The sequence below is a fragment of the Streptomyces sp. NPDC002886 genome, assembly GCF_042888445.1.
In the GTDB taxonomy this organism is placed as follows: Bacteria; Actinomycetota; Actinomycetes; order Streptomycetales; family Streptomycetaceae; genus Streptomyces.
On sequence record NZ_JBIAPV010000003.1, the window covers coordinates 201,022 to 216,258 of the forward strand.

The window sequence follows — 15,237 nt, forward strand, 5'->3', positions numbered from 1 at the left end:
GCACGGGAGCTCGTCAGAGCCCTGCGCTCCCCCGGGAAGCCGGGCCCGGGTATAGGAGCGTGACGCCGTACACGACAACTCCAGCAAGGTTAGCACCAGTTGCTGCGCCGGGACATGGAAACCGCCCCCGCTCCGGACTTGGGGGTACCGGAACGAGGGCGGGGTTCTGTGGGGCCGGGGGTCAGCCCATGTGGGGGTAGCCGTAGTCGGTCGGGGCCACCAGGGTCTCCTTGATGGAGCGGGTCGACGTCCAGCGCATCAGGTTCGACGCCGCGCCGGCCTTGTCGTTGGTGCCCGAGGCGCGGCCGCCGCCGAAGGGCTGCTGGCCGACGACGGCGCCGGTCGACTTGTCGTTGATGTAGAAGTTGCCCGCGGCGAAGCGGAGCTTCTCCATCGCGTCGGCCGCCGCGTAGCGGTCCTGCGCGATGACGGCGCCGGTCAGGGCGTACGCCGAGACGGACTCCATCTGGGCCAGCATCGCGTCGAACCCGTCGGCGGCGGCGTCGTCGTAGACGTGGATCGCCAGGATCGGGCCGAAGTACTCGGTCGTGAAGACCTCGTTCTCCGGATCGGTGCACGCGATGACGGTCGGGCGGACGAAGTAGCCCTCCGAGTCGTCGTAGGTGCCGCCGGCGACGATCTCGCAGGTCGGGTCGGCCTTCGCGCGGTCGATCGCGGCCTTGTTCTTCGCGAAGGAACGCTCGTCGATGACGGCGCCGATGAAGTTCGTCAGGTCGCGGACGTCGCCCATGGTGATGCCGTCGACCTCGGCCGCGAAGGCCTCCTTGAAGCCGTCGTTCCAGATCGAGGCCGGGACGTAGGCGCGCGAGGACGCCGAGCACTTCTGGCCCTGGTACTCGAAGGAGCCGCGGGTGAGGGCGGTCTTCAGGATCGCGCGGTCCGCGGACGGGTGCGCGACGACGAAGTCCTTGCCGCCGGTCTCGCCGACCAGGCGCGGGTAGGACTTGTAGTTCTCGATGTTGTTGCCGACCGTCTTCCACAGGTACTGGAAGGTCTTGGTCGAACCGGTGAAGTGGATGCCCGCGAGCTCCGGGTGGGTCAGCGCCACGTCGGAGACGGCGATGCCGTCGCCCGTCACCAGGTTGATGACGCCCTTCGGCAGGCCCGCCGCCTCCAGCAGCTCCATGAGGAGGACCGCGGAGTGGGTCTGCGTCGGGGACGGCTTCCACACGACCACGTTGCCCATCAGGGCCGGGGCGGTCGGCAGGTTGCCCGCGATGGCCGTGAAGTTGAAGGGGGTGATCGCGTAGACGAAGCCTTCGAGCGGGCGGTGGTCGCTGCGGTTCCACACGCCGGCGGAGTTCGCGACCGGCTGCTCGGCCAGGATCTGGCGGGCGAAGTGGACGTTGAAGCGCCAGAAGTCGACGAGCTCGCAGGGCGTGTCGATCTCGGCCTGCTGCGCGGTCTTGGACTGGCCCAGCATCGTGGACGCGGCCAGCTTCTCGCGCCACGGGCCGGACAGCAGCTCGGCGGCGCGCAGGATGATCGCGGCGCGGTCGTCGAAGGACATCGCGCGCCAGGCCGGGGCGGCGGCCAGGGCGGCGTCGACGGCCTCCTGGGCGTCGGCCTTCGTGGCGTTCGCGTAGGTGCCGATGACCGCCTTGTGGTCGTGCGGCTGCACGACGTCGAAGCGCTCGCCGCCGCCCATCCGCTTGACGCCGTTGATCGTCATCGGGAGGTCGATCGGGTTCTCGGACAGCTGCTTCAGCTGGATCTCGAGGCGCGCGCGCTCCGGGGTGCCGGGGGCGTACGAGTGGACCGGCTCGTTGACCGGCACGGGGACCTGGGTTACAGCGTCCATGATGCGGGGTGCTCCTTGAGCTAGTGGGAGGGCCTAGTTCTTGGTGATCATCGAGCGGAGGAAGAAGAGCAGGTTGGCCGGCTTCTCCGCGAGGCGCCGCATGAAGTAGCCGTACCAGTCGGTCCCGTACGCCGTGTAGACGCGCATGCGGTGGCCCTCGGCGGCCAGCCGCAAGTGCTCCTCGCCGCGGATGCCGTACAGCATCTGGAACTCGTACTCGTCCAGCTTGCGGCCCGCCTTGCGGGCGAGCTCCTGGCCGATGGCGATCAGGCGCGGGTCGTGCGACCCGATCATCGGGTAGCCCTCGCCGTCCATGAGGATCTTCAGGATGCGGACGTACGCCTTGTCGATCTCGGCCTTGTCCTGGTACGCGACCTCGGCGGGCTCCTTGTAGGCGCCCTTCACGATGCGTACGCGGCTGCCGGCCGCGGCCAGGCGGCGGGCGTCGGCCTCGGTGCGGAACAGGTACGCCTGGATCACGCAGCCGGTCTGCGGGAAGTCGCGGCGCAGCTCCTCGTGGATGGCGAACATCGAGTCGAGGGTGGTGTGGTCCTCGGCGTCCAGGGTCACGGTGGTGCCGATGGCGGCGGCGGCCTCGACGACCGGGCGGACGTTGGCGAGGGCCAGCTCGTGGCCGCCTTCCAGGGCCTGGCCGAACATGGACAGCTTCACCGACATCTCGACGGTCTCGCCGAGGCCGAGGTGGGCGAGCTGCTCGATGAGCTCGAGGTACGCGTCGCGCGCGGCGTGCGACTGCTCCACGGTGGTGATGTCCTCGCCGACGACGTCGAGGGTCACCTCCAGGCCCTTGGCCGTCAGGTCCTCGACGATCGGGATGACCTGGTCGACCGTCTCACCGGGGATGAACCGGTTCACCACGGGCTTGGTCACCGGGGCGGCAGAGACGATTCGGCGCATCTTGTCGCTGCGCGAGGCGGCGAGGATCGCGGGACCCAGCACGGGGTACCTCCAACGGGGGCGGACAGAAGGAGACATTCAGCCCGCGCCGGGACGACGGAGGCCATAAGGAAAACGCAAGTAAAACCACCGTGAAACCTAGGGATCTCCCCGATCCTCTGCCATCGACAGCTGTCACGCATCCGTGGCCCGGATCTCATACATCTGTCTGAAGAGGGCGTGCGGGGGTGGGAGAATGTGCGGGTGAAAGGCGATTACCAGGACCTGGTGGACGAGATTTCGGCGCTGCTCGGCGCTCCCGCGACGCTGGAGAACCGGGACTTCCGCCTCATCGCCTTCGGCGCGCACGACAGCGATGACGATCTGGCCATGGACCCGGTACGGACCCGCTCGATCCTGACCCGCCAGTCGACGGCGGCCGTCCGCTCCTGGTTCGAGGGCTTCGGCATCGCCCGCGCCACCGGACCGGTCAGGATCCCGGCCGCCCCCGACGCCGGCGTCTTCCGGGGGCGGATCTGCCTGCCGGTGCGCTACCGCGGGATCGTCCAGGGCTACGTATGGCTCCTCGACCAAGAGCCCGGCCCCGACGCCCAGGCGCTGGCCGCCGCCATGGAGGTGGCCCAGCGGATCGGGCTGCTGCTCGCGGAGGAGGCCCGGGCGGGGGCCGACCTGTCCAGGGAGTTCCTCGCGGTGCTCACCGCCGGGCGCGGCTGGCAGCAGGACATGGCCGTGGGCGCGCTACGGGTGGCACTCGGCCCGGGCGGCGAGGGACCGCACGCCGCGGTCTGCGTGAGCCCGTGGTCCGGCGAGGCCCCGGCTTCGGTCCCGGGGGCGGCGGCCGTGTGCGTGGTGCCCTGGCGGAGGGCCGGCGAGCGGGAGCGGGGCCCCGGCGACGGCCCGGCGGGGCAGTGCCTCGCGGTCCTGATCCGCCTGCGCGGCACGGACCCGCTGGCTCCGGCCCTCACGGCGATCTCCCGCCTGATGCCCCGCACGGCCGGCGCGGCCGGCGGGGGGAGCGGGACGGGCGGGGCGGGCGGGGCGGGCGGAGCCGCCAAGGCCGACCGGGCCGCCGGGCCGCGATCGCCGGCCGGCGGCAAAGCAGCCGCCACCGGAGCCGCCACCGGAGTGAGCGCCGGGGCGAGTGCCGGGGCGACCGCCGGTGTCTCCGACCCCGTGCGGGCACTCACCGCACTGCCCGCCGCCTGGCAGCAGGCCACCGCCGCCGCCCGGGCCGCCGCCGCGGGGCCGCGGCTCGGGCCGGTCGCGCAGTGGTCCGCGATCGGGCCCTACCGCATGCTGGCCTCCGTCGCCGAGGAGGCCCTGGACGACCCGGTGGCCCGCGCCCTGCGCGGCCCGGCCAATCCCGAACTGGCCCGGACCGCCGAGGTGTTCCTGGACTGCGCGGGCCAGGCGGGCCGCGCGGCGGCGGCCCTGGGGATCCACCGCCAGACCCTGTACTACCGGCTGTCCCGGGTGGAGCAGCTGACCGGCCTCGACCTGGACGAGGGCGAGGACCGGCTGCTCCTGCACATGGCCCTCAAGGCCGCCCGCCTGCACGGCTGACGGTGACCCGCTAGGGCGCGTCCCGAACGGTCTTCGCCGCCGTCATCCCCGCCACCGCCCGCCGCATTCCCTCCGTCAGTTCCGCCGGGGTCGCGGCCGACGCGGGGTCAAAGAGCCACTGGAGCATGAGCCCGTTCAGCAGGGCCTGGTAGAAGGCGCCCGCGGTCCGCAGGTCCTCCTCCGTCAGGTCCTCCTCGGGCGTGCCCGTGAACATCGAGACCAGCCCGCGGCGCCCCTCCTCCTGTGAGGCGGCGAGCATCGACCGCAGCTGCGGCATCCGGTCCCCGGCGAGGGCGATCTCCATGCTGGCCGCCCAGACCGGGCCGGACGCCTCGTGACCGGCGTGCACTCCGTCCCATACCGAGCGGAAGCGTTCCAGCGAGCCGCCCTCGCCCTCCATCCCGGCCGTGAACCGGTCGCCCCACTCCTGGACGACGGCGACGTAAGCCTCCGTCATGAGGGCGTCCTTGGAGCCGTAGTGGTAACCGATCGAGGCCAGGTTCGCACCCGAGGCCTTGACGATGTCGCGGGCGGTCGTCCCCACGAAACCCTTCTCGACCAGGCACTTCTTGGCGCCTTCCAGCAAATCTTCGCGATGTCCCATGGCTTCACGGTAGCCAAGACACCCGTCCAAGACAACCGTTCCATACAGCCGTACTAGACAAGCGTTTATGACGCTTGTACATTTCTGCTCATGACGAACCCCGCAGCACGCCCCGCCGGTCTCGCCGGTCGCCGGGAATGGATCGCGTTCACCGTTCTCGTCCTCCCCCTGCTCCTGGTCTCGATGGACGTCTCCGTCCTCTACTTCGCCATCCCGGCCATCACCCGGGAGCTGGACCCCAGCGCCACGCAGCAGCTCTGGATCTTCGACAGCTACGCCTTCGCCCTCTCGGGCCTGCTCATCACGATGGGCTCGCTCGGCGACCGGATCGGCCGCCGCAAGCTGCTCCTGGCCGGTGCGGCCGCCTTCGGGCTCGCCTCCGTCGCCGCCGCCTACGCCTCCAGCACCGAGATGCTCATCGCGGCCCGGGTCCTGCTCGGAATCGGCGGCGCGACCCTGATGCCGTCCACGCTCGCCCTCGTGCGCAACCTCTTCCAGGACGAGCGGCAGCGCGGCAAGGCCATCGCGATCTGGTCCGGCGCCATGACCGGCGGCGTCGCCCTCGGCTCGGTCATGAGCGGCGTGATGCTGAACCACTTCTGGTGGGGCTCCGTCTTCCTGATCAACGTGCCCGCGATGCTGCTCCTGCTGATCCTGGTCCCCGTGCTGGTACCCGAGTTCAAGGACCCCGCGCCCGGCCGCTTCGACCTGCTGAGCGTGCCGCTGTCGATGGCCGCCGTGCTGCCGGTGGTCTACGGCCTCAAGGAGATCGCCGCCGAGGGCCTCACCCCGCTCCGCGCCGGCTGCCTCGCCGCCGGTCTGGCCTTCGGGTACCTCTTCGTCCGCCGCCAGCGCTCTCGCGGCGACGCCATGATCTCCCGGACCCTCTTCCGGGGGCGCGGCCTCGGCGCCGGCATCGGACTGAACACCGTCGCCGCCTTCGCCATGATGGGATCGGCCTACTTCACCACCCAGTACCTGCAGTCGGTGCTCGGCATGGGCACTCTGGAAGCCGCCCTCTGGAGCCTCGCCCCCTCGGTCCTCATCGGCGCCGCCGCCCCCGTCGGCGCGGCCCTCGCCCAGAAGACCGACCGGGCCTACGTCGTCTCCGGCGGTTTCGTCCTCGCCGCCGCCGGGTTCACCCTGATCAGCCTGGTGGACACCGACTCGCTGTGGCTGCTGCTGACCGGAGCCGGGGTCCTCGCCTCAGGCATCGTCACGGTGATGTCCCTGGTCTCCGACATGGCGCTCGGCTCCGCCCCCGCCGAGAAGGCCGGCTCCGCCGCCTCCCTGCTGGAGACCGGCCAGGAGTTCGGCGGCGCCCTCGGGATGGCCGTCCTGGGCAGCCTGGGCACCGCCGTCTACCGCTCCGACCTGGCCGGCTCCGAGCCCGCCGTACGGGAGACCCTCGGCGGGGCCGTGGCCACCGCCCAGGGGCTCGGCGGCGCGGCCGGCGGGCAGGTCCTGGCCGCGGCCCGGGAGGCCTTCGTGCACGGAATGCAGTACGCCGCCTGGGGCGGTACGGTCCTGCTCCTCGCGGCGGCGGTGCTCGCCGCGGCCCTGCTCCGGGGGCGCGGAGCCCCCGCCACGGCTCCGGCGGAGCCGGCCCCGGCCGGCGCGGCACTCGCGCACTCGGCGGCGTAACGGGGCGGGACGCGCGAAAGGGCCCGGGGTCTCCCCCGGGCCCTTCGCTCTGTCGGGTGCCGCAGCGTCAGCCGAGGCTGACCGTACGGGCCGAGACGGCGCCGATCTCGGTGGCGATGTCCGCGAGGACGTTCACCGGGGCCTCGGCGTCGACGGTGAGGACCGCGAGGGCCTCGCCGCCCTCTTCGGCGCGGGCGACCTGCATGCCCGCGATGTTCAGGCCGGCCTCGCCGAGGATGCGGCCGACGGCGCCGACCACGCCCGGGCGGTCGGCGTAGCGCAGGACGACCATGTGGTCGGCGAGCGCCAGGTCCACGTCGTACTCGCCGATGCCGACGAGCTTCTGGAGGTGCTTCGGGCCCACCAGCGTGCCGGAGACCGAGACTTCCTGGCCGTCCGACAGGGTGCCGCGGACGGTCACCACGTTGCGGTGGTCCGGGGACTCCGAGGACGTGGTCAGGCGGACCTCGACCCCGCGCTCCTGCGCGAAGAGCGGGGCGTTGACGTAGGAGACCGTCTCGTCGACGACGTCCTCGAAGACGCCCTTGAGCGCGGAGAGTTCGAGCACCTTGACGTCGTGCTGGGTGATCTCGCCGCAGACCTCGACGTCGAGGCGGACCGCGACCTCGCCCGCCAGCGCGGTGAAGATGCGGCCGAGCTTCTCGGCGAGCGGCAGGCCGGGACGGACGTCCTCGGCGATGACGCCGCCCTGGACGTTGACCGCGTCGGGGACGAGCTCGCCAGCGAGCGCGAGGCGCACCGACTTGGCGACCGAGACACCGGCCTTCTCCTGGGCCTCGTCCGTGGACGCGCCGAGGTGCGGGGTGCAGACGACCTGGTCGAGCTCGAACAGCGGGGAGTCCGTGCAGGGCTCCTTCGCGTACACGTCGAGGCCGGCGCCGGCGACGCGGCCTTCCTTGATGGCCGAGTACAGCGCGGCCTCGTCCACGATCCCGCCGCGGGCGGCGTTGACGATGCGGACGGACGGCTTGACCTTGTGCAGGGCCTCGTCCCCGATGAGACCGAGGGTCTCGGGGGTCTTGGGCAGGTGCACGGTGATGAAGTCGGCGACTTCGAGCAGCTCGTCGAGCGTCAGCATCTTGACGCCCATCTGGGCGGCGCGCGCGGGCTGCACGTAGGGGTCGTACGCGACGATCTTCATGCCGAAGGCCGACATGCGCTGGGCGACCAGGACGCCGATGCGGCCGAGGCCGACGACGCCGAGGGTCTTCTCGCTGAGCTCGACACCCGTGTACTTGTTCCGCTTCCACTCGCCGTTCTTCAGGGCGGTGTTGGCCTGCGGAATGTTGCGGGCCGTCGCGACGAGCAGGCCACAGGCCAGCTCGGCGGCGGTGACGATGTTGGAGGTCGGGGCGTTCACGACCATCACGCCGGCCTTGGTGGCGGACGAGACGTCGACGTTGTCCAGACCGACACCGGCCCGGGCGACGACCTTCAGCTTCTTGGCCGCGGCGATGGCCTCCGCGTCGACCTTGGTCGCGGAACGGACCAGGATCGCGTCGACGTCCACGATCGCGGGGAGCAGCTCCGCGCGGTCGGCGCCGTTGCAGTGGCGGATCTCGAAGTCCGGGCCGAGCGCCTCGACAGTGGCGGGCGACAGCTCTTCGGCAATGAGTACGACAGGTTTCGAGCTCACGTGGGTCCTCACAAGTCCAGTGCGGACGGCCGTCCCGACGGCCGCAGGCGGTGGAGGGGGGTAGCCGCGTGGAAGACGCACGACACTGTGGGCCTGACGCGTTGTGTTGAGCAGTGTAGTGGCGGATCCGGGAGGGAATTCCGCCTGTAAGGAAGGATCACCCGCACGAGATTGGCCAGGGTGGACAAGCGGTCCTCCGCGAGGCCTCTCGTGCGGGTGCCCGAGCCGATGTGCCGCGGGGCCGGGACGCACCGTCCCGGCCCCGTGGCGAAGCGGATCAGCTCTCGTCGTTGTCGACCCAGCTCATCAGCTTGCGCAGCTTCTTGCCGGTGGTCTCCAGCAGGTGCGCCTCGTCGGCGCTCTTGTACGCGTTGTACTTCGGCAGACCGGCCTTGTACTCGGCCATCCAGGTGTTGGCGAACTCGCCGCTCTGGATCTCCGCGAGGACCTTCTTCATCTCGGCCTTGGTGGCGTCCGTGATGATGCGGGGACCGGTGATGTAGTCGCCCCACTCGGCGGTCTCGGAGACCGACCAGCGCATCTTCTCCAGGCCGCCCTCGTACATGAGGTCGACGATGAGCTTCAGCTCGTGCAGGCACTCGAAGTACGCGATCTCGGGCTGGTAACCGGCCTCGGTCAGCGTCTCGAAACCGGCCTTCACCAGCGCGGAGGCGCCACCGCAGAGGACGGCCTGCTCACCGAACAGGTCGGTCTCGGTCTCTTCGGTGAAGGTGGTCTTGATGACGCCGGCGCGCGTGCCGCCGATGCCGGCCGCGTACGACAGCGCGAGCTGGAAGGCGGAACCGGTGAAGTCCTGCTCGACGGCGGCGATGCAGGGCACGCCGCGGCCTTCCTCGTACTGACGGCGGACCAGGTGACCCGGACCCTTGGGCGCGACCAGGGCCACGTCCACGTTGGCCGGGGGCTTGATGAAGCCGTAGCGGACGTTGAAGCCGTGGCCGAAGAAGAGCGCGTCGCCCTCTTCCAGGTGCGACTCGATCGAGGCGGCGTAGATCTCGGCCTGGAGCGGGTCCGGGGTCAGGATCATGATGACGTTCGCCCAGGTCGCGGCCTCGGCGACGGGGAGGACCTTCAGGCCCTGCTCCTCGGCCTTGGCCTTGGACTTCGAGCCCTCGTGCAGGCCGACGACGACGTCGACGCCGGAGTCACGGAGCGACAGCGCGTGGGCGTGGCCCTGGCTGCCGTAACCGATGACCGCGACCTTGCGGCCCTGGATGATGGACAGGTCGGCGTCGTTCTCGTAGAACAGCTCGGCCACTGGGATATCTCCTTGGTGCGCTGGTGTTGCTCCCACCGTACGGCGGGGAACGGAATACGTGGTTCTCGGTCTCGCCATACGAGCGAGGGAGAAACGGACGAGCGGGGCACGACCGGGCCGGTGTCACCGGCCCGGCCGGGCTCAGGCGCTGCGGTCGAGCGCGCGCAGGCTGCGGTCCGTGATGGACCGGCCGCCGCGCCCTATGGCGATCGTGCCGGACTGGACGAGCTCCTTGATGCCGAAGGGCTCCAGCATCTTGAGCATCGCGCCGAGCTTGTCGGTGCCGCCGGTGGCCTCGATGGTGACGGCCTCCGGGGAGACGTCGACGGTCTTGGCGCGGAACAGCTGGACGATCTCGACGATCTGCGAGCGCGTCTCGTTGTCGGCGCGGACCTTCACCAGAACGAGTTCGCGCTCGATGGCGTTGGTGTGCTCCAGCTCGACGATCTTGAGCACGTTGACCAGCTTGTTGAGCTGCTTGGTCACCTGCTCCAGCGGGAGGTCCTCGACGTTCACGACGATGGTGATCCGCGAGATGTCGGGGTGCTCGGTGACACCGACCGCGAGGGAGTCGATGTTGAACCCGCGGCGGGAGAACAGCGCGGCGATCCGGGCGAGGATGCCGGGCGTGTTCTCGACCAGGACGGAGAGCGTGTGCTTGGACATGTGAGTCGTTCTCTCTCTCAGGCTCTCTCGGCTCAGTCGTCTTCGTTGTCGCCGAAGTCGGGGCGGACGCCCCGGGCGGCCATGACCTCGTCGTTCGAGGTGCCGGCGGCGACCATCGGCCACACCATGGCGTCCTCGTGGACGATGAAGTCGACGACGACCGGGCGGTCGTTGATCGCGTTGGCCTCGGCGATGACCTTGTCCAGGTCGGCCGGGTCCTCGCAGCGCAGCGCCACGCAGCCCATGGCCTCGGACAGCTTGACGAAGTCCGGAACGCGGGTGCCCATGCGGGGGGCGGCGGACTCGCCGAGCTGGGAGCCGACGGCCGTGTCGGTGCCCGTCTCGTCGCCGTGCAGCACGGTGTTCGAGTACCGCTGGTTGTAGAACAGGGTCTGCCACTGGCGGACCATGCCCAGCGCACCGTTGTTGATGATCGCGACCTTGATCGGGATGTTGTTCAGCGCGCAGGTGGCCAGTTCCTGATTGGTCATCTGGAAACAGCCGTCGCCGTCGATCGCCCAGACCGTGCGCTGCGGCATGCCGACCTTGGCGCCCATCGCGGCGGGGACCGCGTAGCCCATGGTTCCGGCGCCGCCGGAGTTCAGCCAGGTGCGGGGCTCCTCGTAGTTGACGAAGTGCGAGGCCCACATCTGGTGCTGGCCGACGCCGGCCGCGTAGATGGTGCCCTTCGGCGCCAGCTGGCCGATCCGCTCGATGACCTGCTGGGGGGAGAGCGTGCCGTCCTCGGGCAGGTCGTAGCCCAGCGGGTAGGTGTCGCGCCAGCGGTTGAGGTCCTTCCACCAGGCGGTGTAGTCGCCGGCGTTGCCGTCGGTGACCTCGGCCTGGACGGCCTGGATCAGGTCGGCGATGACCTCGCGGGCGTCACCGACGATCGGGACGTCCACGGCGCGGTTCTTGCCGATCTCGGCCGGGTCGATGTCCGCGTGGATGACCTTGGCGAAGGGGGCGAAGCTGTCCAGCTTGCCGGTGACGCGGTCGTCGAAGCGGGTGCCGAGCGCGATCAGCAGGTCCGACTTCTGGAGCGCGGTCACGGCGGTGACGGCCCCGTGCATGCCCGGCATGCCGACGTTCTGCGGGTGGCTGTCCGGGATCGAGCCCAGGGCCATCAGCGTGGTGACGACCGGGACGCCGGTGAGTTCGGCGAGGACCTTCAGCTCGGCGGTCGCGCCGGCCTTCATGACGCCGCCGCCGACGTAGAGGACCGGCCGCTTGGCGGCGGCGATCATCTTGGCCGCCTCGCGGATCTGCTTGGCGTGCGGCTTGGTGACCGGCCGGTAGCCGGGGAGGTCCTGGCTGGGCGGCCACGAGAAGGTGGTCTTCGCCTGCAGGGCGTCCTTGGCGATGTCGACCAGGACCGGGCCGGGGCGGCCGGTGGAGGCGATGTGGAAGGCCTCGGCGATGGTCCGGGCGATGTCCTCGGCCTTGGTCACCAGGAAGTTGTGCTTGGTGATCGGCATGGTGATGCCGACGATGTCCGCTTCCTGGAAGGCGTCGGTGCCGATCGCCTTGGAGGAGACCTGGCCGGTGATCGCGACGAGCGGCACGGAGTCCATGTGCGCGTCGGCGATCGGGGTCACCAGGTTGGTGGCGCCCGGGCCGGAGGTGGCCATGCAGACGCCGACCTTGCCCGTGGCCTGCGCGTAGCCGGTGGCGGCGTGGCCGGCCCCCTGCTCGTGGCGGACCAGGATGTGACGGACCTTCTTGGAGTCCATCAGCGGGTCGTACGCGGGGAGGATGCAGCCGCCCGGAATGCCGAAGACGGTGTCGCACCCCACCTCTTCGAGAGAGCGGATGAGGGACTGCGCACCCGTGACGTGCTCAACTGCGGCGGACTGGTGTCCGCCGGAACGGGCCCGCGGCTGCGGATGGTGGGCCCCGGTGGCCTGCTCGGTCATCGGCATTCTCTTCTCGAAGCTGAGGGTTTTACGAGGAGGGTTTTACGAGATTCGACGTTGCCAGTGCAACAAAAAACCCCTCGTGCCGGGAGGCAAGCGAGGGGAGCGCGTCGGGTGCGTTGAGCGGGGACATGCTGGTCCCAGCTTCAGCCGACGCGCTTTCCAAGTACGAGAATTCGGGTGCGCATGGCATTGACCCTCCCTCCGGCGGGAGGGTGATGTCAAGCGGGTGGGACGGGCGTCTCATTATGTGAGCCTCTACGGATGGCCATCGAGCCCCCTTGTGAACCACCGGCCAACGCGGGTTGGGCCGCGCCGCCCGGTACTGGGAACGTACCGCGCACGAGCGCTCGGCGCAGCCTGTACTCGTCCAGAGGGCCGGAGAAGGCCATTCCCTGCCCGTGGGTACAGCCCATCGCGCGCAGCGCCATGACCTGCTCGGGCAGGTCCACTCCTTCCGCCACCGACTGCATGCCGAGGTCGTTTGCGATCCGCAACAGACCTGCGGTGATCTTGTGCAGCCGGGGGGACTCCACGACCCCCTCGACCAGGCCCCGGTCGAGCTTGAGCATGTCCACGGGGAGCCTGCGCAGGGCGCTGATGGCCGCGTAGCCGCTGCCGAAGCCGTCGAGGGCGATCAGGACCCCGAGCCGGTGCAGGGCCGCCAGGCGGCGCTCCAGGTCGTCGAAGGGCACCCTGGGGTCGGACACGGCGAGCTCCAGGACGAGCCCGCCCGACGGCAGCCCGTTGCGGGTCAGCAGGGACTCCACGGAGCCCAGCGGCATCGACCGGTCCAGCAGCCGCTGCGCGGTCATCCGTACGGCCACGGGGACGTCGTGCCCGGCCCGGTGCCGCTCGGCGGCCTGCCCGACGGCCTCCTCCAGCAGCCAGCGCCCCAGCTCGGCGGTGCGCGAGGCGTCCGGGACGGTGGAGTGCCCGCTCTCGCCGGCCCCTCCTGCGCCGGTCCCGCCGGCCCCTCCCCCGCTGTGCTCGGCGACCCGCAGGAACTCGGCGGGGGTGAACAGGATCCCCTGGGCGGAACGCCACCGGGCCTGCGCCACCACCGCCGAGATCTCCCCCGTGGCCAGGGAGACCACGGGCTGGTGCAGCAGGGCGAACTCTCCGTCGTGCAGCGCGGTGCGCAGCCGGCCCGCCAGCTCCGCCTTGCGCACGACCTCGGCCTGCATCTGGGGCGCGTACATCTCGACCCGGTCCTTGCCGCCCGCCTTCGCCCGGTACATCGCGAGATCCGCGTTGCGCATCAGGTCCGAAGGGGTGATGCCGGGATCCGCGAAGGCCACGCCGATGCTGGCGGCGACCCGGACCTCGCTCCCGGCGATCCGGTAGGGCTGGGCGAGGGTGGTGCGCAGCCGGTCGGCGATCTCGTGGACCTGGTACTCGCGGGCGGTGCGGTCGCGGCTGCCGTCGCCCAGGATCAGCGCGGCGAACTCGTCGCCGCCGAGGCGGGCCGCGGTGTCCCCGGCCCGGACCGAGTCCTGGAGCCGGCGGGCGGCCTCGATGAGCAGTTCGTCGCCCGCCTGGTGGCCGATGGTGTCGTTGACCGCCTTGAACCCGTCGAGGTCGATGAAGAGCACGGCGGTGCTGTGGTCCCCGGCCCGGCGTCCGGTGAGGGCCTGGCGGACCCGGCGGGTGAACAGGGCCCGGTTGGGGAGGTCGGTGAGCGGGTCGTGCTCGGCACTGTGCTGGAGCTGCGCCTGGAGCCGCACCCGCTCGGTGACGTCGCGGCTGTTGAGGATGAGACCGCCCTGGTGGCGGTTGACGGTGGACTCCACATTGAGCCACTCGCCGTCACCCGATCTGAACCGGCACTCGATGCGGGTGGTCGGCTCCTCGGCGGGCGGCGCGGCCAGGAAGCGTCGCACCTCGTGGACGACGCGGCCCAGGTCCTCCGGGTGGATCAGGGTGGCCAGCTCGGTGCCGACCAGCTCCTCCGCCTCGCGGCCGTAGACCCCGGCGGCGGCGGGGCTGACGTAGCGCAGGGTGCCGGTGGGCGCGGCGATCATGATGACGTCGCTGGAGCCCTGGACCAGGGAGCGGAAGTGGTTCTCCTTCTGGGCCAGTTCCTGGGTCAGGGCGATGTTGTCGAGCAGCATGATGCCCTGGCGGATGACCAGGGCGAGCACGACCGTGCAGCCCGTGAAGACGACGACCCGGTCGACCTTCCGGCCGTCCACCACGTTGTAGAGGATCCCGAGGGTGCAGACGGCCGCCGCGAGGTACGGGGTGAGGGCGGGCAGGGAGCCGGTGATGGGGCGGCTGTGCGGCCGCTCGGCGCGCGCGTGCCCGTGGGCGGCGGGATCGGGGCCGGGGTGCAGGCGGCGGGCGCCCCAGGGGGCGTACGCGAGGAGGAGCGAGCCGGCGAACCAGCCGGCGTCCAGGAGCTGGCCGGACTGGTATTCGGCGCTGAGCAGCGGCGAGGTGAACAGCGCGTCGCTCAGCACGGTCAGGGCGAGGGCCGCGATGGCGGTGTTCACGGCGGAGCGGTTGGTCTCGGAGCGGCGGAAGTGCAGCACCAGCACCATCGAGACGAGCGCGATGTCCAGGAGCGGGTAGGCCAGCGAGAGGGCCGCGCGCGGGACGCTGCCGGGGGCGCCGGACTGGGCGGTGCGCGCGGCGTGCGCGAGGGCCAGGCTCCAGGAGAGGGTGAGCAGCGATCCGCCGATGAGCCAGGAGTCGAGGCCCAGGCAGACCCAGCCGGCCCGGGTGACCGGGCGCTTCGCGAGGACGAGCAGGCCCACGATGGCGGGGGGCGCGAAGCAGAGGAAGGCGAAGTCGGCGAGCGAGGGCTTCGGCACGGCCTCACCGAGGATCACCTCGTACCAGCCCCAGACGGCGTTGCCGCAGCAGCCCATGAGCGAGGAGAACGCGAACAGCAGCCAGGCCGGGCGCTCCCGGCTGTCGATGGCCCGGGCGTAGGTGAAACAGGAGACGGCGGCGAGCAGGCCGGCGGCGCTGAGTCCGAAGTCGCCCATGATCTCGGCGAGTTCCTCGGAGCCCCAGCCGAGGGCGGCGCCCACGCCGTATCCGCTGCTGACCACCGCGAGGAGGATCTGCATCGCCAAGGCCTTCGAGCCGCCGCCACCGTCTCCGGCGAGGGGCCGGCGGGTCAGCAGCGCCGCCCCCGGCGTGCTCACCGGTCCCCCTCGC

The 15,237-nt window shown here is 71.0% G+C and carries 10 protein-coding genes; 2 read left to right on the top strand and 8 right to left on the bottom strand.

What is annotated here, in order from left to right; genetic code table 11:
• Positions 1–181: 181 nt before the first annotated feature.
• Together pruA and ACFYYB_RS13165 are read right to left on the bottom strand one after the other, a co-directional pair.
• Entirely contained in the window at positions 182–1,822 is a 1,641-nt protein-coding gene (gene pruA / locus ACFYYB_RS13160; protein WP_389435237.1) for an L-glutamate gamma-semialdehyde dehydrogenase, read from the bottom strand.
• 33 nt (positions 1,823–1,855) lie between these two features.
• Positions 1,856–2,782: a proline dehydrogenase family protein gene (locus tag ACFYYB_RS13165; RefSeq protein WP_389435239.1), complete on the bottom strand. Its 927-nt coding sequence runs from the start codon at positions 2,780–2,782 to the stop codon at positions 1,856–1,858.
• A gap of 201 nt (positions 2,783–2,983) precedes the next feature.
• Here ACFYYB_RS13165 and ACFYYB_RS13170 point away from each other — a divergent pair, with 201 nt between their 5' ends.
• Complete coding sequence (locus ACFYYB_RS13170; protein ID WP_389435240.1) at positions 2,984–4,303, top strand: PucR family transcriptional regulator; 1,320 nt, start codon at positions 2,984–2,986, stop codon at positions 4,301–4,303.
• A gap of 10 nt (positions 4,304–4,313) precedes the next feature.
• Here the strand turns inward: ACFYYB_RS13170 and ACFYYB_RS13175 are convergent, their stop codons facing one another.
• Positions 4,314–4,907, bottom strand: coding sequence for a TetR/AcrR family transcriptional regulator (locus tag ACFYYB_RS13175; protein WP_389435241.1), 594 nt, complete (start codon positions 4,905–4,907; stop codon positions 4,314–4,316).
• 90 nt (positions 4,908–4,997) lie between these two features.
• Between ACFYYB_RS13175 and ACFYYB_RS13180 the strand changes: the two genes are divergently transcribed.
• Positions 4,998–6,551 (top strand): MFS transporter, encoded by a 1,554-nt coding sequence (locus tag ACFYYB_RS13180; RefSeq protein WP_389435243.1) that lies wholly within the window; start codon positions 4,998–5,000, stop codon positions 6,549–6,551.
• A 67-nt stretch (positions 6,552–6,618) separates the two neighbouring features.
• On the opposite strand, the gene serA is transcribed toward ACFYYB_RS13180, so the two are convergent.
• The 5 genes from serA to ACFYYB_RS13205 all read right to left on the bottom strand — a co-directional run bounded on the left by serA (position 6,619) and on the right by ACFYYB_RS13205 (position 15,146).
• A complete protein-coding gene (gene serA, locus ACFYYB_RS13185) occupies positions 6,619–8,208 on the bottom strand; it encodes a phosphoglycerate dehydrogenase (RefSeq protein ID WP_327304386.1) in 1,590 nt (529 codons plus the stop codon).
• A 277-nt stretch (positions 8,209–8,485) separates the two neighbouring features.
• Entirely contained in the window at positions 8,486–9,487 is a 1,002-nt protein-coding gene (gene ilvC / locus ACFYYB_RS13190) for a ketol-acid reductoisomerase (RefSeq protein ID WP_389435244.1), read from the bottom strand.
• 141 nt (positions 9,488–9,628) lie between these two features.
• The gene (gene ilvN / locus ACFYYB_RS13195) at positions 9,629–10,153 is read right to left on the bottom strand and encodes an acetolactate synthase small subunit (RefSeq protein ID WP_243337813.1); all 525 of its coding nucleotides are present in this window, start codon (positions 10,151–10,153) and stop codon (positions 9,629–9,631) included.
• 32 nt (positions 10,154–10,185) lie between these two features.
• Complete coding sequence (locus ACFYYB_RS13200) at positions 10,186–12,075, bottom strand: acetolactate synthase large subunit (protein WP_389435246.1); 1,890 nt, start codon at positions 12,073–12,075, stop codon at positions 10,186–10,188.
• A 215-nt stretch (positions 12,076–12,290) separates the two neighbouring features.
• The gene (locus ACFYYB_RS13205; RefSeq protein WP_389436181.1) at positions 12,291–15,146 is read right to left on the bottom strand and encodes a putative bifunctional diguanylate cyclase/phosphodiesterase; all 2,856 of its coding nucleotides are present in this window, start codon (positions 15,144–15,146) and stop codon (positions 12,291–12,293) included.
• Positions 15,147–15,237: the final 91 nt, after the last annotated feature.